This window comes from Desulfoluna sp. CYM3A, assembly GCF_056829965.1.
This window is the reverse complement of sequence record NZ_CP186556.1, coordinates 2,924,010-2,944,584: the sequence shown is the minus strand read 5'-3', so window position 1 is coordinate 2,944,584 and position 20,575 is coordinate 2,924,010. Positions and strand designations below refer to the sequence as shown.

Below are 20,575 nucleotides of genomic sequence, written 5' to 3'. Positions count from 1 at the left end.
CCAGTGCGGCGCCCGTGCCTTGAACCGATGCGAAACCTCTGCGCCCGGCGACTGCCCCGGGGGCTCTTTCCATGTGGAAGAGACCATGAACATCAGCACCATGCCCATCACCGATCTGAAGGTGGAAGAGCCCTTTTCAACCCTGTTTCCCGTGGGGGAGGATACCCTGGAGGGGATCCGCCTGGATATGGAGTCCAACGGGTACGACGACGCCTTTCCCATCATTGTGTGGGAAGAAAAGGGGATCGTTGTGGACGGTCACACCCGGTATACCGCGGCCCTGGCCGTGGGGTTGGAGACCGTTCCCGTCCTGATCCGGAATTTTGAAAACGAGGACGACGCCATCCTCTACGCCTTTCATCTTCAGCGCAACAGGCGGAACCTGGCCGATGAGGACATCGTCCGCTGCCTGCAGCTCCTGGATTCCATTGACGAGGCCCGCGGGGACGACGGGGAGAAACGCACCAAAAAAGAGATGGTCAAGGAGCGTGCCAACGAGCTGGGCACCAGCGAGAGCAAGGTGGACAAGGCCCGAAAGGTGATGGAACACGCCGACGATTCTATCCGCGAGGCCGTGGAATCCGGTGAAAAATCCATCAACCAGGCCTTTAACGAGATGCAGGAGATGCGACGGGAGAGCGGCGAGCTCAAAGGGCGCACCACCTCGTCACTGGCCTGCGGTGCCCGCTACAACAAGACCCTGGGCAAGCTCATCGAAGAACTCACCCGGATCCGGGACGAAGGCTGGGAGCAGATCTCCATGGAGAAGGCCCTTCTGGATGTGGAGACCCTCAAAAACATTGTGGAGGGGTAATCCGGCGGCAAGGTGGGGGCACCTTGAAACCCTATGGCGAATGCATGGCGGCAGACATCATGCACCTATTTTCGGGGCATTGGCGTGTTGTGTGATATGGCGCAGCCGTTTTTGCGGAACTTGTTAAGGCCCATTGGACCTCTGTAAAGCATATTGGATAGATGACAGGCGCGACTCCTTGGTGGATCGCGCCTGTTGTGTTTTGGGGAGATCGTTTATTGCGGGGGCTCAAGGGTGAACATGGTGCGGTCCACCGCAGGGTTCACGAAGGCGCGATCGATGCGGATGGTGGCTTTCACCCCTTTGGCCGTGGTGAGGGTGATGGTGCGGAACCGATTGGTGCCGTCCGGGTCGGCCGTGGGTGAGAGGTGGAGGTCGTAGACCTCATCCCCGCCTTTGGACAAGGTGGTCCGGGTGGGGAGGCCCCGGGGGTCTATGTCGATGGTTTTGGTGTGACGCCTGTCGAGGCGAAGCACCAGGGCTCGGGCGCCCTCTTCGGGCAGGGGGTGGAGCCGTGCGGACTCAAAAGGCCCCACCATGATCTTGCCCGAGAGCAGGGCGTGGATTTCGGAGAGGGCAAAGGGGATGCCCGTGGCAGAGGCCAGGGAGGGGTCTTCCACCTTTTTGACATAGGGTTTATGGCTGCCCATATGGGAGCGGAGCCTGAGGCGCGTGCCGTCATAGGCAATGGACTCCACGGGGGTGGCCGCGGCCATGATCTCCAGTCTCAGGAGGTTGGGGGCATCACCGGCCCAGGCAAGGCGAAACCGTCGGGTTTCCCCGTCTTCGGTGGTGGTCACCGAGCCGATGCCTTTAAAGGAGGTCACCTCCGTCGCGTTAGGGCGACTGCGAGTCGACGGAGCTCCTCTTGGGCGCCGTCGGTCTCGAACCGGAGGGCAGGGGGAGAGAGGATGCTGCATGCTGAAAACAGGGGCAGGACACAAAGGACGATGAGGATCAGGACTGGGCGTTGCATGGATGATTACTTTCTTCCGGTTGTGTGAATAGGGGCGGACAACACCAGGCCCTGGAAAGGCAGCGTCTCCGGTAACGACTCGGCTTATGCCTCCGGCGGCCCTGCCGGGGGGCAAACTTTTGAAAAGTTTGACAAACAGGTCTTGATAGCTCTGGCATGAATCCCGGCGATTTTGACTGCTCTAATCTTTCAAAAAAGCGACCCGCCGGAGGCAAGCTGAATAGTTACTTCGCTTTTAAGATGAAATACCTTGTTGCCGGAGGCGGGTTTTTGGCGCTGGGTCGTTACCGTCTCCGTACGTCAAGATAACATAAAATGCCATGCTCACCATAGTGTCGCTCTCTTCTAAGGTGCGTATTTTTTCACGGATGGCCGGTGCGTCTTCATGGCCCAGCTTCAGGGACTCCCGATAGTAGTTCAGGGCCTCCTGGGTCAGGTTGTTCTGTACCAGGGCGTCCCCCAGGTGCTCCATGACCACCGGGTCGTCGGGAAGCAGGGCCGCAGCCTCCCGCAGGGTGCTCAATGCCTTGGAATACTGGCCCTTCTGGTAGTAGACCCAGCCCAGGGAGTCGGTGATGTAACCGTCTCCGGGCTTGTACTCCAGGGCTTTTTTGATGAGGCGCTCGGCATCTTCCAGATGAATGCCCTGGCGCGCGTAAGTATATCCCAGGTAGTTCAGGGCATTGGGGTCCTCGGGGTCCAGTTCAAGGGCCCGTTTCATGGCATTGGTGGAGGCCTCGCTTTTTCCCCATTTGTCGTAGAGAACTCCGATGCGGAAGTGCGATGGTCCGTGAAAGAGATGGCCTTGAGGAGGCAGGCTTCCGCTTTGTCGTATGCCTTTTGCTCTTCGTAAAACGAGGCCAGGTAGTTCAGGATTTCGATGCTTTCGGGCTGCTGCTCCCGCGCCTCTTCAAGGGTTTGAATCGCTTCATCCTGTCTTCCCTGTTCCCAGAGCTGGACACTGACAAACAGGATGGCACGCTCGTAATAGTCCGATGCGGGGGAGATGCGGGTAAAGCACTGGATGGCCTCCTCAGAGTCTCCGAGCTTTTCACAGACGAACCCGAGCATGTAATTGAACTCGGAGTTGTCCTTGTAGGCGGTCATGACCCCGGTGAGGAGCCGGTGGGCTTCCGAGTACTTCCGGCGTTCGATGTACTGCTGGTTGATGAGGGTGTAGATCTCCGGCCATCGGTCCGCAGACGCGGTGATCTCGTCGTAGAGCTTCCGGGCCTGCTCCTCTTCATCCAGTGTGTCGTGGAGCAGGGCCATGGCCAGGCTGGCGTGGAGATCGCCGGGGCTGTGGGTAAGGGCCAGGCGGTACTGGGCCTTGGCCTCGTCGTATTGTTTACGGCTGACGAGAATATCGGCCAGTTCCAGTCTTGCCTCAATGAACTCCGGCGCGATATCCAGGCTCTCTTTGAGGTGATGCACCGCCTTGTCCTCATCGCCTTTCTCCTTGTACAGAAGGGCGGCATAGTAATGGCCTGCGTAGGCGTAAGGGTACGCCTCAAGGAGTTTCAGGTAGGTCTCAAGGGCATTATCGCGTTTGCCGATGGTGGTCTGGAGCAGCCCCAGGCGAAAGTAAGCTTCTTCCCGCGTGGGGTCCGACTCAATGACCCGTTTCAGGAGCTTTTCCGCCTGTCCTGCCCGACGCTCGGCCAGGCGGATACGGACCAGGAGCAGCAGGGAGTCGGCGTCATCGGGGTGGTCGGCCAGGATGCCGTCGATGACCTCAAGGGCTTTCTCTTTTTCCCCGGCAAGAAGGTACACCACGGCAAGCTCCCGCTTGAGAATCAGGGCCGAGGGGTCTTTCTCGGACGCTGTGGTGAGGTACGCGGCAGAGGTGGCGTAATCTTCGGCCTTGCGGGCCAGCATCGCCTCAATGTAAAGGCGGTAACCGGACCAGGTTTCCGGGCTGTCGGGCTCCTCAATGGACGATGCTCCAGGGACCATGGGGGTGGATGCGTTGGAGGTAAGGCCTTCCCGGGTGGAGGAGGCGCACCCGGAAAGGAGAAGCACCGACAGGGTCAGGGCCGATAGAAGGACCGGGGCGAGTCGAAGCCCCCGGATCGTGGCTGAGATAAGGTTCATACATTCCGTTCCATGTGGTTGAGGAAGGGAGTTATTCGGACCGGTCGGTGTACAGGTGAAAATCAGGAAGCTCGCTTTGAAAGAAATCCTTCATCCGTCGGGTGATGTTTTTTTCAATCTGACGGACCCGTTCCCGGGATATGTTGTACTTTTCACCGATCTCCTGAAGGGTCAGGGGGTCTTCAGAGAAGATGCGGGAGTTGAAGATCTCCAGTTCCCTTTCGGCCAGTTCCTTTTTGAATGCCTCCACTTTATTGTGGAGCAGCGATTCCAACTCCTTCCGTGCGACCTGGTCTTCCGCCGAGTCGGATTCGGAATTGAGAAACTCAATCCGTTCCGTGTCGGAATCCTCCTTCAGGGGAGCATCCAGAGAGACATCCCAGCCGTCCAGGCGCTGGTCCATGTCGATGATCTCCTTGGGAGAGACGCCGAGCCGCTCGGCAAGCAGCTTGGGTTTGGGGTCAAAGCCCTGTTCGATGAGCTTTTGTTTCTCCTTTTTCAGTTTGAAAAAGAGCTTTCTCTGCCCCTGGGTGGTCCCGATTTTGACCAGGCGCCAGTTGTCCATGATGAACTTCAGGATGTAGGCTTTGATCCAGAACGAGGCGTAGTAGGAAAATTTTACGTTTTTATAAGGGTCGAACTTTCGCACCGCCTGCATCAGGCCGATGTTGCCTTCCTGAATAAGGTCCAGCAGGTTCTGCATCCAGACGCGCTGGAAATCCAGGGCGATTTTGACCACGAGCCTCAAGTTGGCAGTGACCAGCTGGTAAGCGGCATCGGGGTCTTCATGTTCCTGGATGCGTATACCCAGTTCCACCTCCTCTTCCCGGGTGAGCAGCTTGTACTGGCTGATCTCCGAAAGATAGCTCTGGAGCGGGTCAAACTTGGCGACAGCATTGCCGCCGGAGGATTTGACAGGCAGATGGGTATTTTTGGACGCAGGCTTCTTTTTCTGGGAAGCCTTGACGATGACCTCGGTTTCAGATGTCATAGGGTCTCTTTGTGAAGCGTTGTTGTCGTTTTTCTCGTTGTCTCTTTTAATTTTCATATGGAAACATGATCACTGAAGATGAAGGGGGCTGCGGTATTCTTCTCACCGCCTGTGCACAGGGCACCTCCCGTGAATATCGTCACAAAAATCGTTTTGCACCTCTTTGCGTAAAAACAAGGTGTCGTCTTATCTGAATGTATCATGAATCGCCGATTATGGGAAAAGTCTGCAATTCTCAGTCCCCGATATATCACAGTGGGGCGAATTGCCAACCTTGGAAACACCGGCCCCTTGAAGAGGTCGTGATTTCGACCTGTTGACCGGGCGATTTCTTTTAACGGACCGGATTTTAACGAAAGCGGGCATGCATGACCTCTCAAGGTACCTTTTCCCTGACCGGCAGCCCGTCAGGGAAACCTTTTCATCAGGGTTTCATCCGCACCAGTCGTGCCACCCGGGTCGGGAACCGCCTTTTTTATGGGGGCCCTTTTTTTGGGTGGACAAACGAAATACCGTCTGCTAAATAGCTTCTCGCATCAATCAATGCGCCTGTAGCTCAGTTGGATAGAGCATCCGCCTTCTAAGCGGATGGCCGCAGGTTCGAATCCTGCCAGGCGTACCATAAAAAAAATAAAGGCATTCCTTGATTTCAAGGGGTGCCTTTTTTGTTTTATGGGGCACCGCCTTCCTGTTTGTGACTCACACGTCTCTGCATCTCCTTTATTCCTTGTATAACAACCGGTTTGCTGCCCTGTGTGCGGTATGGTGAAAATTTGTGTGCCATAGGGTAAAAAGAAAGCAACTGTTGTGCCACGGGCAGGCGTTTTTCATAACTGTCCGGGGTCGCAGCAATATCAGGGATGGAGGCGATGGGCGCAGACGCTATGGCCCTGTGGATTGTGTCTTTTGTAGGCACCCTGGACGAATGTGTATCAAAAAGATCCGTACAGGGGGCGACGTCCCGGCAAGGCCCGTCAGCCCGCTGATCCTTCACCGCCCCGGACCAGGCGTCTCACGCCGTGGCAGACCACCGCACACTCCAGCCCGAAGGGGAGGTATCCCCCATACCCCAGCAGGGGCATTTCGAATACGTGGAACCGCCCCACATAGGGAATCGCGTAGGTCCAGCGTGCCAGGCTGAACATGTTCCACATCTCCCAGAAAAAGCCGCAGGCAAGGGCCGAGATGGCCATGAGCCAGAGGTGCGACCAGTTTCCCGATTTCAAGGGGCTGAAGACCGTTTCATACCCTGCCACCTGTTGAACGGAGACGATGAGCAGAAGAGGGGAGAGCCACAGGAACGGATAGAGAAGGTCCGGGCGGATCCCGATGCCGACCAGGGCCACGGCCGAGATAAGCAGAAGGCACAACGGGGCCAGGGGCTTTGCACCAATGTCGATGCGTACAAACCGGCCCATGCCCGCCCAGAGGCGCGGAAAGGTGGCCAGGAGGTCGCAGGTGCTTGCCACCCCGGGGAGGACCGTGGCAAAGGCCAGGCTGGCCTGGCCATTCAAGGCGAGCAGCTTGTCGTGGCCTGCGTGGTAGGACCAGTTTGCCGCAAAGCGGTTCAGGTACTCGAAAAACCACCAGAACACCGGGCTCGCCGCAAACAGGGCGATAAGGTAGACCGGCTCGTGGGTCAGCATGCACCGCCCCGTTCGTTTGTGGGTGATTCCGTTGACGACCAGGATAAAGGAGAGCCAGAGGGGCACAAAGGTCTGGTCCTGAAGGGGCTCGAACCAGGGGAACCGTGTCCAGGCCAGGGCCCAGGAGACCAGGAGCACCATCAGGCCGACTCGGCCCCACCAGGGGAGCCGTCTGGTCGAAACTCTTTTCGGGCGGGGTTGTGGCTCCTGGGACCGGATGAGGTGGCGGAAAAACGGGCCCATCACAAGGAGGATGGCGGCTGCAACAGCTACAAAAGCACCCCAGGAAAAAGGGGCCGGGGGCTGGAGGTCGGGTGTTGCGGTGAGGGTAAAAAAGGGCCGGAGCGGTTTGCCGTCGAGCCAGGCCCCCAAAAGGGGCAGCCCGATGAGCAGCAGGGCAATTCCGGCCGCGATAAGGGTTGGGGTCACGAATTTTTTTATCACGATACGCCTGTGCGGTTCTTGCCGTAGAGGCACGCATGCCAAAGGGTGGACGTCAGTCTTTTGAGTCTCAGGGGAGTGGGGAAAGCCGTGGGGCGATGAACGTGGACGGACGGGGCGCTGAGCCACGCCCTGAATAAAGGGTCGATAGCCAGGCGTCCCGTGGAGCGAAGAACCGGACGGGAAAAACATGTTTCAATGCGTCATTATATAAATTTGGGACGTAATGATCAACAACAGCAACTACAGGGCCAACGCATTTAACAATTCCGTCGCCTCCGGCGGGTCGCGTTTTGAAAAAAAGCGTCGCAAAAACTTTCCGGTAATCAAGACACGTCTCTTGATAGAGGGGCTATGGCCGGTTGCGACGCATCCAAAAAATGAAACCTGTTTGTCAAACTTTTCAAAAGATTGGCCCCCGGCAGGGCCGCCGGAGGCAAAATCTAAATGCGTTTGCCCTGACGGCAACTATGCCCCGGAAGACGCCAGGTTGATTTCCAGTTCGGCCTTCAAGGGGGTGGCGGCGTTTCTGGATGAACCCCTGCCGCCCCGCCTGCCCTTGCCTCCGGCCCGTTTACCCCCTGACGCCTTGGGTGGGGTTGTCTCGGGAGATGTAATCTCAAGGGTTACGCTGGTCCCGGGGGTGGTGTTTGCCAGCAGGGCCATGGCCTTGAGGTTGAGTCTGGCCTCCAGTATCAGCCGGTCGAATCGGTCCTGGGCCAGCAGCATTTCAATGCCCTTTTTACGGGCTTCGGATGGCGTGAGGTCCGTGGGGTGGACGGAAGGGGGCACCGTGACGGCGATACCGGCAGGCGCGGTCATGGCGTTTTGGGGGCGCGGCTGGTCCCTGTTTTGACGTTCGCTTTTTTTCGGTTCTTCTCCTGGCTTGATGGTCAGAGCCACATCCTGGCCTTCGGTGTTATCAAGGCCGAGGGTGAGGGTCAGGCCGCTGTGCATCACCTTTCGTGCCGTGCTTCTTGATCCCACGCTGAGACAGATAAAGAGGTCGTCCTCGTTGTTCATGGTTCGGACGGCAAGGCGGCTGTCCTCGTCATAATACTGGGGCCGTATGGTGTCCCATTCGTTCGTCTGGCCGTCGACCCGCAGGGTGTCAACGGGTTGCCAGGCGCTTTGGATTTTCTGAGTCGAGCTGCATCCCATGAGAAGGAGCGCTGTAAGAACGGTGAAGGGGACTGCAATGAGTGTGCGGATGCTTTGCGTTTGGTGCATGAAGGGTGGGTTCCTTTGCTGGGGTAAGGGTCACTCTGGACCGCCGATGACGATAATCTGCAGGGTGTACAGCAATGGGCATGCCAGCCGGGGGGATGCTTACGGAACCGTTAGAAATTCAGGGAATGGGGCCGCCGGGGGCGGGCTCGGTACATCGTGGCGGCCCCGGAAAGTGGGGGATTTCGGGACACTGGGGTGGGGCTGTGGGTAAAAATCCCCCACACCTGTGGCGTTTCAGGGCAGGTGACAGCCGTTACGCGGCGCGTTGGCTGAACACCACACCCAGGAGCACGGCCCCGGCCATGAGGAGCTGCAGGGAGGTGAGGGATTCGCCCAGGAGGACCCATCCGATCAACACCGCATTGACGGGGACCAGATTGATGAAAATGGAAGCCCTGGAGGCCGGCACATGGCTCATCCCCCAGTTGTAGAGGCCGAAGGCGCCAAGGGTCACAAAGAGCCCGAGAAACGCCATGGCAACCATGAGCTCCGGGGTCCACACGGCTGTGGGTGTTTGCAGGAGAAGGGGCAGGCCGGGGGTGAAGAAGAGGGCCCCTGCCAGCAGCTGCATGGCGGTGAGGCTCCAGGGGTTGTAGCGCTGGCACAGCTGCTTGACGATGATCATGTTGATGGCCGCGCTTACCATGGCGCAAAGCTCAAGCCCGTTTCCCAGAAGAGGGTTTTGGGCCTTGCTGCCCGGGGCGTCCAGAATCGTGAGGCAGATGACGCCTGCGATGGTGATCCCAAGGCCTGCCATGAGGTTGCGGTTGATTTTTTCCTTGAGGAAAAGCCAGGCCCCGAAGGCAACGAAGAGGGGAACCAGGGCCGAGATCACACCTGCCTGGGATGAGGTTGTGTAGGTGAGGGCATAGGATTCCAGCAGAAAATAGAGGCAGGGCTGAAACAGGACCATGGGCACAAGGAGTTTCCAGTCCCCTCTGCGATAGCTTGCAAAGGCGGATTTACCCACAAAGGGGGCCAGCAGGAGCAGTGCCGTGGTCATCCGAAGCCACATGACAGACCAGGGGTTTAACACCGCAACGGCAATTCGCATGGCGGCAAAGGAGCCGCCCCAGAGCAGGACGGCCGCCAGGAGCGCCGCCACCGGCAGCAGGAGGCGCTGCGGGGAAGGGGTTGTGTGGTGTGCGGTGGGTAAAGGGGCCTGTGCTGTCTCCATGGATGATCTCCTCTGTGTCGGGTTGATACAGATCCTATCTCACCGGCGAAGGAGGGTATTGTATGAAATTGCGGTGGGGATGCTTTTTTTGTCTGGCCCCTTAAGCTTCCGCCATGTATTGCCTGGGCGTAGCCCCGGTGAACTGCTTGAAGCGCTTGGTGAAATGGCTTTGATCGCTGAACCCCGTTTCCAGGGCGACCTGGGAAAAGGGCATCCCTTGCCGCATGAGGCGCTGGGAGAGGTCAATGCGGCGCTGGGTGCGAAAGGCATGGGGCGCAATGCCCGTGGCGTGTTTGAAGACACGGAGGAAATGGTATCGGCTCAGGCCTACGGCCTCGGCCACTTCGTCCAGGGACATTTTGCGGCCCAGCTCCTCGGAGAGGTACTCCTTGGCCAGGCAGACACGGCGGGATTCGCCCTGAAACGTGTCGGGGCTTTGGGCATTGGCATAGCGAATCAAGAGGTGCCCCAGGGATTCCATGAGGGCTGTTTCCAGGGCAAGCCGCCCTTCATGCATGGTCATTCGATGGAAAAAAAGCAGGAGGCGATCCTGAAGGCCTCTGTCGCGAACCACCATGCGTTGGAATTCCGGTGGTGCCGAGTCTTTTCCCGAAATATCCCTGAAGGATGCGGTCATCACATCAAGCATGATGTTGACAGACCAGTACGAGAGCTGCTCCCGGCCGATGGGAATACCGGAGTGGACCTGGCCCGGATTGATCAATGCAAGGCTTTGCCTGTCCACAACAGCCTCGTGTTCCTCCGGCCCCACGCAGTAACTTGCCCCCCTGTCCGCGAGAACGAGGGTGTAGGTGTTGTCATGGACATGCTTGGGGAAAATGTGATGGCTATCAATGACTCGCGTAACTTCGATATCTTTAAGCTCGCCATGGCGATAGAATGTCGTGTTTCCAGGTTTTTTCATGGCCCAATACCGGTCTTTTCTCGTGTTTGGCAAGAAGGATCGATTCTATCAGGTGTCTCTCCATATTTCTTGTAGAAAATTGCGGGGGCCGCTATCCGAATCTCCGTTCCCGGGTGGGTGCGGCAAGATCAGGGACTTGGGAAGGGCGATTGTTCTGTGGTAGAATAGCAACGTAACTTTGACGGGTTAGGCCGGTGTTTCCCCAACGGGATACCGGCCCCTCTCCATAAAAACCCCACGGTGGTGTACCGGTTATCTTCGTGCCCAGGAGGTGTGCATGAAAAAGAGATGGCTTTGGATGGTTGCGATGGCCCTTGTCTTCAGCGGGTGCTCCGGAATCCGGGTCAATCAGGACTACGACCCGGCACAACAGTTCGGCGGGCTGAAGAGTTACGCCTGGCTCTCTGAATCCCAGCCTGTCACCGGGGACCCCCGTATCGACAGCTCGTTGCGGGACAGCCGGACCCGTTCGGCCGTGGAGCAACAGCTCAGGGCAAAGGGAATCAAAAAGGTGGATGACGCAGACGCGGCCTTTTACCTCCGCTATGAGTTTGTCCTGAGAAAAAAGATCGAGTCCAGCGGAACCGGCGGAAGCGTCGGCTTCGGCAGGGCTAGCCACGGGCGCTACAGCGGTGTCGGTATCGGTACGGGGACCAGTGTGAGCGATTACGATGAAGAGTCCCTCATCATTGATTTTGTGGGGCGAGACTCGTCCACCCTTTACTGGCGGGGTACCGGGGCTCAGCGTTATTCCGAATACAAGGACCCCGATAAAGCCATCAAGTCCCTTAACAAACTGGTGAAAAAAGTGCTGGACCAGTTCCCCCCGAAGTGAGGCCCAGGGTTTCGCCCGGTATCCCCGGACAACGGCACACGCCGGCTGTTGTCGTGTTCCTGCCTTTCCCCTAATTTCAAAAAACGAGGGATAAATGCGCCCATTCGCGTCGGTATTCCGGCTTGAGCTTGTTTGATGAGGTTCCCTTTCCCGTGAATATCGTGTAAGACAGCCATCGCGCCAAAAGAGCACGGATGGAAAAGGCGAGGGGGTTGTGCGGGTGGGAATGGTGAGCAGTAACGTGAACAATGGTCTGTTTTTGATTGCCGTCATGCGCAGCCGTCTGATATAACCCATCGTTATTTCCATAAAGAGACGGATGAAACGACAGGCGACGCCCGAAGTTCCGGCGCGCGGGTCGAAGCGTGTAGAAAGTTAGGGTGAGGTGGCTTGGCGGCAACCGGTTCGGCGGGGAAACGGTCAAGGTGCCTCAAAGAGAAATGGAGAAGCAGGTAAGGAGACACAGATTCATGAAGGACAATGTTTTGGCAAACCCGGGGCCCCTGGGATTGATGGGGTTTGGAATGACCACCGTTCTTTTGAACATTCACAACGCCGGTTTTTTTCCCATGAGCGCCATGATCCTGGCCATGGGCCTGTTTTACGGCGGCATGGCGCAGATCATCGCAGGGATTCTTGAGTTCAAGAAAGGCAACACCTTCGGGGTGACCGCCTTTATTTCGTACGGCCATTTCTGGCTGACCCTGGTGGGCCTGATCCTCATGCCGAAATTCGGATGGATCGAAGCCACGGAACATCATTTTATGGGGTGGTACCTCTTTATGTGGGGGCTTTTCACCTTTTTCATGTTCTTCGGGACCCTCAAGGCCAACCGGGGCCTTCAGTTTGTGTTCGGTTCCCTCACCATCCTTTTTGTCCTTTTGGCCGCCCATCACTGGACCGGCTCCCACCTTATCGGCGTCATCGCAGGTTTTGAAGGCATTGTCTGCGGACTGAGCGCCATCTACCTGGCCATGGCCGAGGTACTTAACGAGCAGTACGGCCGCGTGGTGCTTCCCATCGGATAGCCCACCGTTCGCGGCTTGAGCCTTACAAGGTTACCTGAGGCCCTCCTCTGTCCCGGCGACGACAGGGGAGGGCTTTTTTTGTGCGAGCCGTCGCGCCTTGCGACACCCTGTGCGACAGGGCGCGTCGCATGCACACCCTTCACCCGTTGGGGATGGGCATTCTCCTTGTTTGCTACCGGATGAGTATGATAAGACAAACAAATTCTTATTGACGATGCAACCTCACGGAGAATCCCGAGCACCATGAAAGTGATTAAAATAGGCGGCGGCTGCCTTAAGGGCAAGAAGACCATTGAATCGATCCTGGACCTCCTGGCGGGTCGGGTGAAAGGCGACATCATCGTTGTTTCGGCGTTGAACGGCATCACCGACATGCTCATCGACGGCATGGCCGACGCCCTGGCCGATGAAGAGACGATTTCCACGCTCATGAGCCGCCTGCGGGCCAAGCATATGTCCACGGCCCGGCACATCATCGCCGATGCAGACCTTCAGAAGACCTTTTCCAAGGCTTTCGGCAAGGGCCTGCAGCGTCTGGAACGGTACTATTACGGCCTGAGCTACACCGGGGAGAGCACGCCCAAGATGCGTGATCTCATCAGCAGCTATGGGGAGCGCTTCAGCGCGGAGCTGCTCACCTGCGCCATGAACGCGCGGGGTGTCCGGGCTGTCTGTCGCATGCCCCAGAACATCGGGATGATCACCGACGGAAAGTACGAGGACGCCACCGCGGACCTGGAGGTGACCCGGGCGAATTTTCGCGAGCATTTGGGGCCCCTGGTGGACGAAGGGACCCTGGTGTTCATGCCGGGGTTTTACGGGATCAGCGAAGAGGGCAACATCACCACCTACGGCAGGGGGGGCACCGACTACTCCGCGGCCGTGGCCACCGTGGCCATGGAAGCCGAGGTCCTGGAGTTCTGGAAGGACGTGGCCGGGTTCATGAGCGCGGACCCGCGCATGGTACTCGATGCGGAGCTGATTCCCGTTCTCTCCTATGCCGAAGCCGCCGAGTTGTGCTATTTTGGGGCAAAGATTCTTCATCCCCGCGCCGTGGAACCGGTGCGCCGGTACGGCCTGGACATTGCCATTAAAAGCACCCTGGATCCCGATGCCGAGGGGAGCCTCATTACCACAAGCAGCCCCGAGGCGCCCCACGTGGTGAAAAGCGTCACCCAGAACACCGACGTGGGCATCATCAAGGTGTATGCCTCGGGTATGGGAGCCCGGCCGGGCATGCTCTCCGAGGTGACGGGCTGCGTCACGGACAGCGGCATCAACATCCGGTCCGTGGTCACCTCCCAGACCTGCATTTCCATCCTTCTGGATAAAAAAGACATGGATCGGGGCTACGAACTCCTGGAAAAACTGACCCCCAACCCCTTTCGCAAGGTGGAACGGGAAGACGACGTGGCCCTTATCAGCATGGTGGGGGAGGGGCTCAACACCCGCAAAGGGGTTGCCGCCCGCTGTTTTTCCGCCATGGACGACGCCGGGATCAACGTGGAGATGATCGCCTTTGGTCCCTCTCCGGTGGCCCTCTATTTCATTGTCCGGGAAGATGACCTCAAAGCCTCGGTCCGCGCCCTGCATGCAACCTTTTTCAACGGCACGTCGTAAGGGGCGATGTTAACTATTCAGTTGTCTCCGGCGGGGCGCTTATTGAATAAAGCTCTCGCCATCGCCTCCACCTCTGTTACTCACCCAAATGGCATCAGGGGCTATGGCGCAGCAAGCCGCAAAAACATTCCGGCTGAATGTTCGATACGTTTAATACAGTCGGCTTGCAGATAACTTTCGGTCGGTCCGGGCGTCCTTAAGACCTGTTTGTCAAACTTTCTTGTCGCGCCGTAGCCCTTGGGCGAAGGCGGATCAAAAGTTTGGCCCCCGGCAGGGCCGCCGGAGGCAACAACCGTGCTTTTTCTCTTTTTACCTCATTCTACTTGTGCGAAGGAGTCTCCATGGGGCTTTTCTCTCTTTTTGTCAAATCACCCGAAGACCTCGAAAAAAAAGGCGATGCCCTGGTTCTGTCCGAACATTACGGTCCTGCCCGTACCCAATATGCCAAGGCCCTGGAGAAGCTGGCCGGAAAAGAGGCGGGCCAGGAAGCCCTTGTTGCCCGCATTGAAGATAAGCACGCAGGCTGCGGGGAGTGTCTGGCCAAGGAGCACCTGGCCAACGCGGCGGAGCTCCATGAGTCGGGCATTGACGCAGAAGCCCACCACCTGCTTCACCTGGCGGGCCAGCTGGCCCGGGAAGCTGAAACCAAAGAGGCCATCCAGGCCCTTGTGGGAACGCTGAAGAGCTCCATGGCCCGGGAGGGTGAGGAGTGGGATGACGACGAAGACGGGCCCGGGGTCGAGGTACCGTACACTGAGGCGGACCAGGCCTTCGAAGCCCTGTGCATGGCCCTTCCCGAAGAGCAGGGCGAGGCCTATATGGACTACGGCGATGCCTTCCGAAAGGGGTACAGCGCCTTGAACTCCGGTGCCTTTGCCGAGGCCGAAGAGGCACTGGACCAGGCCCTTGAGGAGGATGGCGATGACGGGTACGTGCCCCTGGAGCTTGCCTCCGCCTGCCTGAATCTTGGAAAACGGGACAAGGCAAAAAAACTGCTGGAGACGTTCTTGTCCGGCCATCCCTTGCACACCCATGGCGTGGAGCTTTTGTGCCATCTCCACCTGGACGAGGAAGAGCCGGAAACATCCCTCTCGATCCTGGATGACGCATTGAATGGCCTTGAGGAGTGCCCTGTGGAGCTGGGCCTGCTCAAGGGCCGCCTTCTTATGGCGTGCCGACGGGCCGCTGACGCCGAGGCGTTCCTTGCCCAGGAGCTGGAGGAACGCTGGGACGACAACCTCGCCTTTTTTCTGGCCAACCTGAAAAAAGACGGCGGAGACGCAGCAGGAGCCCGAACTCTCCTGGAGACCAGCATGGGCCGGTGCGCCGGGTGCGGAAAACGTCCCCCTTCTCATATCCAGCTCACCTACGCCAACCTTCTCAAAGAGGGGGGGGACACCTCGGTCCCTCTCATCGAACGGTACTTAAAGCTTGCCATGGAAGACCCCGCAACGGCCCCTTACGCCTACCAGGCCGTCAGCGACATCTATCGGAGCAAGGGAGACGTCTCCGAAGCAGACCGGTATGCCGCCATGGTGAATTGACGCTCTTGTGACGGAGAACATGGCGGCTTTGCCGTGTGTTGTGGTAGCCCTGAAAGCTGAGGAATCATTGAACCGACGTTTTTAAGCTGTTTACAACCCGTGTAAGGATCCCACCATGAAACGACTCGTATCTTTCCTGTTTGGTCTGGCTGTGGCGGTATCGGCTTCGGTTTCCCTGGCGGCCGACACCTTTCGTGTTCTGGACATCGGTGAACGGGAGTATGAGAACGGCCCGGCCCTGTCCGTCCTTTTTTCCGAGCCCCTTGCCCGGGATGTGCTCCAGGGCGGGTTTTTCCAGGTGACGGTGGGCGATGGCCCTGCCGACGGGGGCTGGGTGCTTTCAGAAGACGGGCGGAGGCTCTGGTACCCCCATGTGGAGGCCGAGACGTCGTATACGGTGACGGTCCTTCAAGGGGTGACGTCCGTTTCGGGCCAAGTCCTTGCCGAGCCGGTGGTGGGCCAGGTGGAGACGCGGAAGGTGGAGCCCATGGTGGGCTTTGCCCGCAGCGGGCTGGTGCTTCCCCGGGGGCTTTCCGGCGGGCTGCCCGTGGCCACGGTGAATGTGCCCGCCGTGGACCTGGAATTTTTCCGCATCAACGAAGAGGGCTTGAGACGGTTCGCCCAGTGGCGGAACCCCACGGACAGCATGGGGCTCTACCGGCTGGAAGACATGCCTCAGTATGGTGATCTGGTTTATTCGGCCCGCTTTGACCTGGATCCTGTGAAAAGCCGGCGGGTGGTGCGCCATATTCCCGTGCGGGAGATCAGCTCCCTGTCGCAGACCGGTCTCTATTTTGCGGTGATGAAGCGGCCGGGTACCTTTGGGTATGCGTACCAGAGCACTTTTTTCATGGTCACGGACATCGGCCTGTCCCTGCGTTCCTACAAACAGGAGACGGTTGTTACGGCCTCTTCCCTTGCAGACGGCACCGCCCTTGAAGGGCTCCGGGTCTCCCTTTTCGACGACAAGGGGAGAAAGCTGGCCGAAGGGCGCACCGATAAGCTGGGGTTGTTTCGGAGCCGCGATGCCCGCGTGAAAAAGACTGTCCTTATTCGCGGGGAGAGCGCGGGAGGGGACCTTGCCTTTCTCTCCACCCGGGCCCCCGGAAACGATCTCTCCGAGTTTGAGGTCACCGGGCGCAAGGACAGCCCCGTGGATGTGTTCGTCATGGCCCCGCGGGATCTTTATCGGCCCTCCGAGGCCGTCCCCCTCTCATTTCTGGTGCGGAACAACGATGGCAGGCCCGTGGACGTGAAAACCCTGTTCGTCCGCTGGGTCAAGCCCGGGGGCAAGGTGTTTGCCAACGTCAGTCTGGCGCCTTCGGGGTCCTCCGGGTATTTTGAAGCCGTGGCCACCCTTCCGGGCAACGGGCCCACCGGGCGGTGGCGAGCCGAGGTGCGGCTTCGTCCCGGCAAGGTGCGACCGGTTTCCACCTTTGAGTTTCTGGTGGAGGAGTTCCTGCCGGAGCGCATGGCCCTTGATCTCTCCTCCGACAAAACCGTTTTGGTCAAAGAAACAGACCACTCCCTGAAGGTGGCCGGTCGATACCTTTACGGAGCCCCTGCCTCGGGAAACCGGGCTGAGGCACGGCTCACCCTTCGAACCCGGCGCGCCTGTTTTCCCGATGGCCTGAAAGATTTTTTCTTTGGCCTGGAAGAGGATGCGGATTTTCTTTCCGTGTCAGACCTGGGAAGCCTCACTTTGGATGACGACGGCAAGGGCGCCTTTGCCGTGGATGAGGAGGCGGCAAAGAGCCGCTCGCCCCTCTCCGTTACCTCGGAGGTGAGCCTCTTTGAAAGCGGGGGACGCCCGGTGACCCGGCGATTTTCCCTGCTCTGGATGCCGGATCGGCGCATGCCTGGGATCCGGTATCGGGGAGGCCAGGGCGGCACTGGAGAGCTGGAGACGCACAGCCTGGACCTTGTGGTGGCCGATGGCACCGGAAAGCCTGTTGCCGTAAAGCGGCTCCTCCTCAAGGTGATCCGCATCGATCGCAACAGCTACTGGGAGTTCAACGAAGGAGCCGGGTGGCAGCATCGGGTCACGGAAAAGCGCTACACCTTTGCCGAATCCTTCATGGACCTGCCCGCCGGGGTGGTGACCCATGACCTGACCCTCCCATCAGGCGACTACATCGTCGAGACCGTGGATCCCGGAACCGGTCTTTCCACCACCGTGTCTCTCTCCTCCGGCCGTGGCTATGGCGACGGCGCCCCCCATCCCGCCAAAGTGAACCTCCTTTTTGACAAAAAAACGTACCGACCGGGCGATGTGGCCCGGGTGACGGTGGTTGACGAGGGCGAGGCCCTGGTGATGGTGGAGGGAAAGGGCCTTCTCTGGGCCCGACGCACGGCCGTTGAACGGGACGGCACCGTGGTGGAGATCCCCGTTGCCGAGGCGTGGCAGAGCCACGACATCTATGTAAGCGCCGTGGTGCTGCGCAAAACGGCACCCCAAGATCCCGAGACCCCCTTGCGCGCCATCGGTGTGCAGCACCTTGCCCTGGACCGGGAGCCTCGGGCCATGGACGTGGAGGTTCTGGTGGCACGGACCTGGCAGGAGGAGGCGCCCCTGCCCGTGACGGTGACGGTGAAAAAAAAGGGGCAGGCCCACTACGGTCGGGTCTGGCTGGCTGCCGTGGATGTGGGGATCCTGGGGATTACCGATTTTGCCTCCCCGGATCCCTATGGCTGGTTTTTTGCCCGGCGCTGGTACGATGTGAAGGGCACGGATCTCTTCGGAAAGGTCATCGAAACCGACGCGTCCTTACGGGCCGCCATGCGGTTCGGCGGTGACGGGGACATCTCCCTGGGCGGTGGAAAGCCTCAGGCCGAGGTGACACTCTTTTCAAAGGTCTTCGGACCCTTTGAGACCGACCGCAGCGGAAAGATCACCGCAGAGATTCCCCTGGACGATTTTTCAGGGACCCTGCGTCTCATGGCCGTGGCCTTTGACGACACCTCCTTCGGAGCTTCGGAGTTCGAGACCACGGTGACCCCGCCCCTGGTGGTACAGCTCTCCGCCCCCAGGTTCCTTGCGCCCGGGGATGCCAATCCCTCACCGGCGGAACCTCGACGCGGATGGTGGCCGGGGAAGGCGACTACACCCTGGGCCTGGAAGCCGGGGGGCCGGTATGCATCGAAGCCGAGACCGAAACAGTGACGCTTGCCGAAGGAAAAAGGAAGATTCGCTCCTGGCCGGTGACGGCAGCCTGCGATGCGTCCCTGCCTCCTTATGGGGTGGGGGAGGTGGTCATGACCGTGCAGGGGGACGGGGTGACCAAACGCATCACTGCCCAATGGCCTGTTCGTCCCGGCTACCCCGGTGAGGCCCGGGAGACCCGGGTGCGCCTCAACCCCGGGGAGAGCCTCTCCCTTGACACCCAGGCCATGGCAGGTCTTATCCCGGCCACCGTGGGCGGTGCCGTTGCCGTCTCCACCAGACTGCCGCTGCCTGGTGATGCCTATGTGCGCGGGTTGCTCGATTACCCCTATGGCTGCCTGGAGCAGGTCGTCAGCCGCGCCTTTCCCCAGCTTTGGCTCCTGCCCGAGCGGGCTCGGGCCATGGGCATTGAGCCCGTGCCTGTGGAGAAACGGCGTGAGATCCTGGACGACGCCGTGGCACGGGTTGCCGCCATGCAGCGTCACAACGGAGGGTTCGGGCTCTGGAGCGCGTCCGGACCCGGAGGATCCCTGGCTCTCATGCTACGCCGTGGATTTTCTCCTCACCGCCCGTGAGATGGGGGTGAGGGTGCCCACGGAGGTCCTGCGCCGGGGATTGGAGCGCCAGCGCACCTGGCTGGTTAAGGGCCCCGGTGGAGATCTCCGCAACGACAGGGCCGCCTCCTTTGCGGTTCGCAGCTATGCCGCCCATAACCTGTCCAGGGTCCGAAAGGGGCACCTGGCGACCTTGCGTACCCTGTTTGACAATCATGTGGAGGATGCGGCCGATTCCCTGTCCGTGGCCCGTCTTGCCCTGGCATTGAAAGCCTCCGGGGACAAGCGGCGAAGCAGGGGCGCTGCAGACAGGGCCCTGGTTCTTCGCCCGGACGAAGAGCACTGGCGAAGGGATTACGGCAGCGCTCTGCGGGACCTGTCCATGACCGTGGCCCTTTTTACCGAGCAGAAAATCGCGGTGCCTTCCATGACGGACATCCTCGACACCCTGGAGACGGACCTGAGGCAGACGAGGTGGCTGAGCACCCAGGAGCGGTTTGCCCTGTTCCGGCTGGCCCTGGCCTTTGCCGAGAACGACGATACCGTCTCCCTTTCGGTGGCAGAGGGCGGTGAGTCTCGGAAGGTAAAGGGCAAAGGCCCCTTTGCCATGAGCCTTTCTGCAAAGATGTTGGCCCGGGGAATCTCCCTGACGTCAACGGGAAAGGAGCCCCTGTTTGCTTCGGCCGTTGTCACGGGGTACGCCGAGACGCCTCCCGCTCCCACGGAGGAGCGTATCCGGGTGGCCCGTGAGTATTTTGACCTGGAGGGGCGCAGCCTGGATCCCGAGAGCGTGCCGTCGGGCACCCTCATGCTGGTGAACCTGCGGGTGACCGCTTCCGAGGAGGTTCCTGACGCCCTGGTGGTGGACCCGCTTCCTGCAGGGCTGGAAAAGCAACCCCAGTTGCAGCACAGCATCCGTGCCGATGAGGTTGTGATCCGCGGCAAGGCTGTCTGGCGTCATGCAGAAGAGAACCCCCTGATCCATGCAGAGTACCGTGAGGATCGATTGGCAGCGTCCGTCTACCTTCGCAGGGATCGTGAGTTCAGCCTGTTTTACGTGGTGCGTGCCGTAACTCCGGGGGTCTTTGTGGTGCCGCCGCCCTTTGCCGAGTCCATGTACCGTCCTGAAATTCGGGGGATCGGTGCCGGGGGACGGGTGATCCGGGTGGAAAGGTGACACAGGGGCCCGGGATACCAGGGCAGGGGACACACGCCTTTTTTGTGTCCCGCTGTTTTGGTGTGCTGCCGTTATTTTGCAGGAAAAAGGTGTTTTATGCCCCGGTCGAGGCATCCGTGTTTGTCTTGTTTGTTTCATGTAAGGAAACCCGTTGCTACGGCCAACGGGGCTGTTGACCTGCCGTGCGATGGGATGTTTAAAGAAAGATTTCCTGTTTATGGTCAGTAAATTTATGATATTTTTTTTGTTGATAAATCTGCTATAATACACCCACATATGGTTCCAGATTTACTCTGGACGAAATCATCCCGTATGGCTTTCCCACGACGGGCCGGACAAACAGCCTCATGACGCGCATTC

15 protein-coding genes, 1 tRNA gene and 1 pseudogene are annotated in these 20,575 nt (G+C 59.2%); 9 read left to right on the top strand and 8 right to left on the bottom strand.

Annotated elements, in window-relative coordinates:
* The first annotated feature begins 19 nt into the window (after positions 1-19).
* A complete protein-coding gene (locus ACOYW1_RS14980; protein WP_482423424.1) occupies positions 20-814 on the top strand; it encodes a ParB/RepB/Spo0J family partition protein in 795 nt (264 codons plus the stop codon).
* Positions 815-1,029: 215 nt separating this feature from the next.
* Here ACOYW1_RS14980 and ACOYW1_RS14975 read toward each other — a convergent pair whose 3' ends face one another.
* The 4 genes from ACOYW1_RS14975 to ACOYW1_RS14960 all read right to left on the bottom strand — a co-directional run bounded on the left by ACOYW1_RS14975 (position 1,030) and on the right by ACOYW1_RS14960 (position 4,875).
* Entirely contained in the window at positions 1,030-1,641 is a 612-nt protein-coding gene (locus ACOYW1_RS14975; RefSeq protein ID WP_482423423.1) for a hypothetical protein, read from the bottom strand.
* A 384-nt stretch (positions 1,642-2,025) separates the two neighbouring features.
* Complete coding sequence (locus ACOYW1_RS14970; protein WP_482423733.1) at positions 2,026-2,562, bottom strand: tetratricopeptide repeat protein; 537 nt, start codon at positions 2,560-2,562, stop codon at positions 2,026-2,028.
* Entirely contained in the window at positions 2,508-3,884 is a 1,377-nt protein-coding gene (locus ACOYW1_RS14965) for a tetratricopeptide repeat protein (protein ID WP_482423422.1), read from the bottom strand. The genes ACOYW1_RS14970 and ACOYW1_RS14965 overlap by 55 nt, the downstream gene beginning before the upstream one ends.
* A 31-nt stretch (positions 3,885-3,915) precedes the next feature.
* Positions 3,916-4,875, bottom strand: coding sequence for a sigma-70 family RNA polymerase sigma factor (locus ACOYW1_RS14960; protein WP_482423421.1), 960 nt, complete (start codon positions 4,873-4,875; stop codon positions 3,916-3,918).
* A gap of 545 nt (positions 4,876-5,420) precedes the next feature.
* On the opposite strand from ACOYW1_RS14960, the gene ACOYW1_RS14955 reads away from it, so the two are divergent.
* Positions 5,421-5,497 (top strand) — tRNA-Arg (locus ACOYW1_RS14955).
* A gap of 352 nt (positions 5,498-5,849) precedes the next feature.
* Here the strand turns inward: ACOYW1_RS14955 and ACOYW1_RS14950 are convergent.
* The 4 genes from ACOYW1_RS14950 to ACOYW1_RS14935 form a co-directional block, all read right to left on the bottom strand.
* Positions 5,850-6,965, bottom strand: coding sequence for a hypothetical protein (locus tag ACOYW1_RS14950; protein WP_482423420.1), 1,116 nt, complete (start codon positions 6,963-6,965; stop codon positions 5,850-5,852).
* A gap of 465 nt (positions 6,966-7,430) precedes the next feature.
* Complete coding sequence (locus tag ACOYW1_RS14945; RefSeq protein ID WP_482423419.1) at positions 7,431-8,192, bottom strand: hypothetical protein; 762 nt, start codon at positions 8,190-8,192, stop codon at positions 7,431-7,433.
* Between the two features lie 253 nt (positions 8,193-8,445).
* Positions 8,446-9,369, bottom strand: coding sequence for a DMT family transporter (locus ACOYW1_RS14940; RefSeq protein WP_180142068.1), 924 nt, complete (start codon positions 9,367-9,369; stop codon positions 8,446-8,448).
* 100 nt (positions 9,370-9,469) lie between these two features.
* Complete coding sequence (locus ACOYW1_RS14935) at positions 9,470-10,294, bottom strand: helix-turn-helix domain-containing protein (RefSeq protein ID WP_482423418.1); 825 nt, start codon at positions 10,292-10,294, stop codon at positions 9,470-9,472.
* A gap of 277 nt (positions 10,295-10,571) precedes the next feature.
* Here ACOYW1_RS14935 and ACOYW1_RS14930 point away from each other — a divergent pair, with 277 nt between their 5' ends.
* From ACOYW1_RS14930 to ACOYW1_RS14900, 7 genes and pseudogenes are all read left to right on the top strand, one after another.
* On the top strand, positions 10,572-11,129 hold the full coding sequence (locus ACOYW1_RS14930) for a DUF4136 domain-containing protein (protein WP_482423417.1): 558 nt from the start codon (positions 10,572-10,574) through the stop codon (positions 11,127-11,129).
* A gap of 470 nt (positions 11,130-11,599) precedes the next feature.
* Positions 11,600-12,157, top strand: coding sequence for an acetate uptake transporter (gene satP, locus ACOYW1_RS14925; protein ID WP_482423416.1), 558 nt, complete (start codon positions 11,600-11,602; stop codon positions 12,155-12,157).
* Positions 12,158-12,400: 243 nt separating this feature from the next.
* Entirely contained in the window at positions 12,401-13,777 is a 1,377-nt protein-coding gene (locus tag ACOYW1_RS14920; RefSeq protein WP_482423415.1) for an aspartate kinase, read from the top strand.
* A gap of 341 nt (positions 13,778-14,118) precedes the next feature.
* A pseudogene (locus ACOYW1_RS14915) lies at positions 14,119-14,769 on the top strand (tetratricopeptide repeat protein); the annotation flags it as partial.
* Positions 14,770-15,436: 667 nt separating this feature from the next.
* A complete protein-coding gene (locus ACOYW1_RS14910; RefSeq protein WP_482423414.1) occupies positions 15,437-18,484 on the top strand; it encodes an alpha-2-macroglobulin family protein in 3,048 nt (1,015 codons plus the stop codon).
* Positions 18,403-19,059 carry a hypothetical protein gene (locus ACOYW1_RS14905; protein WP_482423413.1) on the top strand — a complete coding sequence of 219 codons (657 nt, stop codon included), beginning with the start codon at positions 18,403-18,405 and terminating at the stop codon, positions 19,057-19,059. The genes ACOYW1_RS14910 and ACOYW1_RS14905 overlap by 82 nt, the downstream gene beginning before the upstream one ends.
* Positions 19,034-20,215: an alpha-2-macroglobulin family protein gene (locus tag ACOYW1_RS14900; RefSeq protein ID WP_482423412.1), complete on the top strand. Its 1,182-nt coding sequence runs from the start codon at positions 19,034-19,036 to the stop codon at positions 20,213-20,215. The genes ACOYW1_RS14905 and ACOYW1_RS14900 overlap by 26 nt, the downstream gene beginning before the upstream one ends.
* Positions 20,216-20,575 lie beyond the last annotated feature (360 nt).

Excerpts from the sequence above, each read along its gene's own strand:
- ACOYW1_RS14965 (WP_482423422.1), bottom strand. The coding sequence starts at position 3,884 with ATGAACCTTATCTCAGCCACGATCCGGGGGCTTCGACTCGCCCCGGTC.
- ACOYW1_RS14960 (WP_482423421.1), bottom strand. The coding sequence starts at position 4,875 with ATGACATCTGAAACCGAGGTCATCGTCAAGGCTTCCCAGAAAAAGAAG.
- ACOYW1_RS14945 (WP_482423419.1), bottom strand. The coding sequence starts at position 8,192 with ATGCACCAAACGCAAAGCATCCGCACACTCATTGCAGTCCCCTTCACC.
- ACOYW1_RS14940 (WP_180142068.1), bottom strand. The coding sequence starts at position 9,369 with ATGGAGACAGCACAGGCCCCTTTACCCACCGCACACCACACAACCCCT.
- ACOYW1_RS14935 (WP_482423418.1), bottom strand. The coding sequence starts at position 10,294 with ATGAAAAAACCTGGAAACACGACATTCTATCGCCATGGCGAGCTTAAA.
- ACOYW1_RS14930 (WP_482423417.1), top strand. The coding sequence starts at position 10,572 with ATGAAAAAGAGATGGCTTTGGATGGTTGCGATGGCCCTTGTCTTCAGC.
- satP (WP_482423416.1), top strand. The coding sequence starts at position 11,600 with ATGAAGGACAATGTTTTGGCAAACCCGGGGCCCCTGGGATTGATGGGG.
- ACOYW1_RS14920 (WP_482423415.1), top strand. The coding sequence starts at position 12,401 with ATGAAAGTGATTAAAATAGGCGGCGGCTGCCTTAAGGGCAAGAAGACC.
- ACOYW1_RS14910 (WP_482423414.1), top strand. The coding sequence starts at position 15,437 with ATGAAACGACTCGTATCTTTCCTGTTTGGTCTGGCTGTGGCGGTATCG.
- ACOYW1_RS14905 (WP_482423413.1), top strand. The coding sequence starts at position 18,403 with ATGGTGGCCGGGGAAGGCGACTACACCCTGGGCCTGGAAGCCGGGGGG.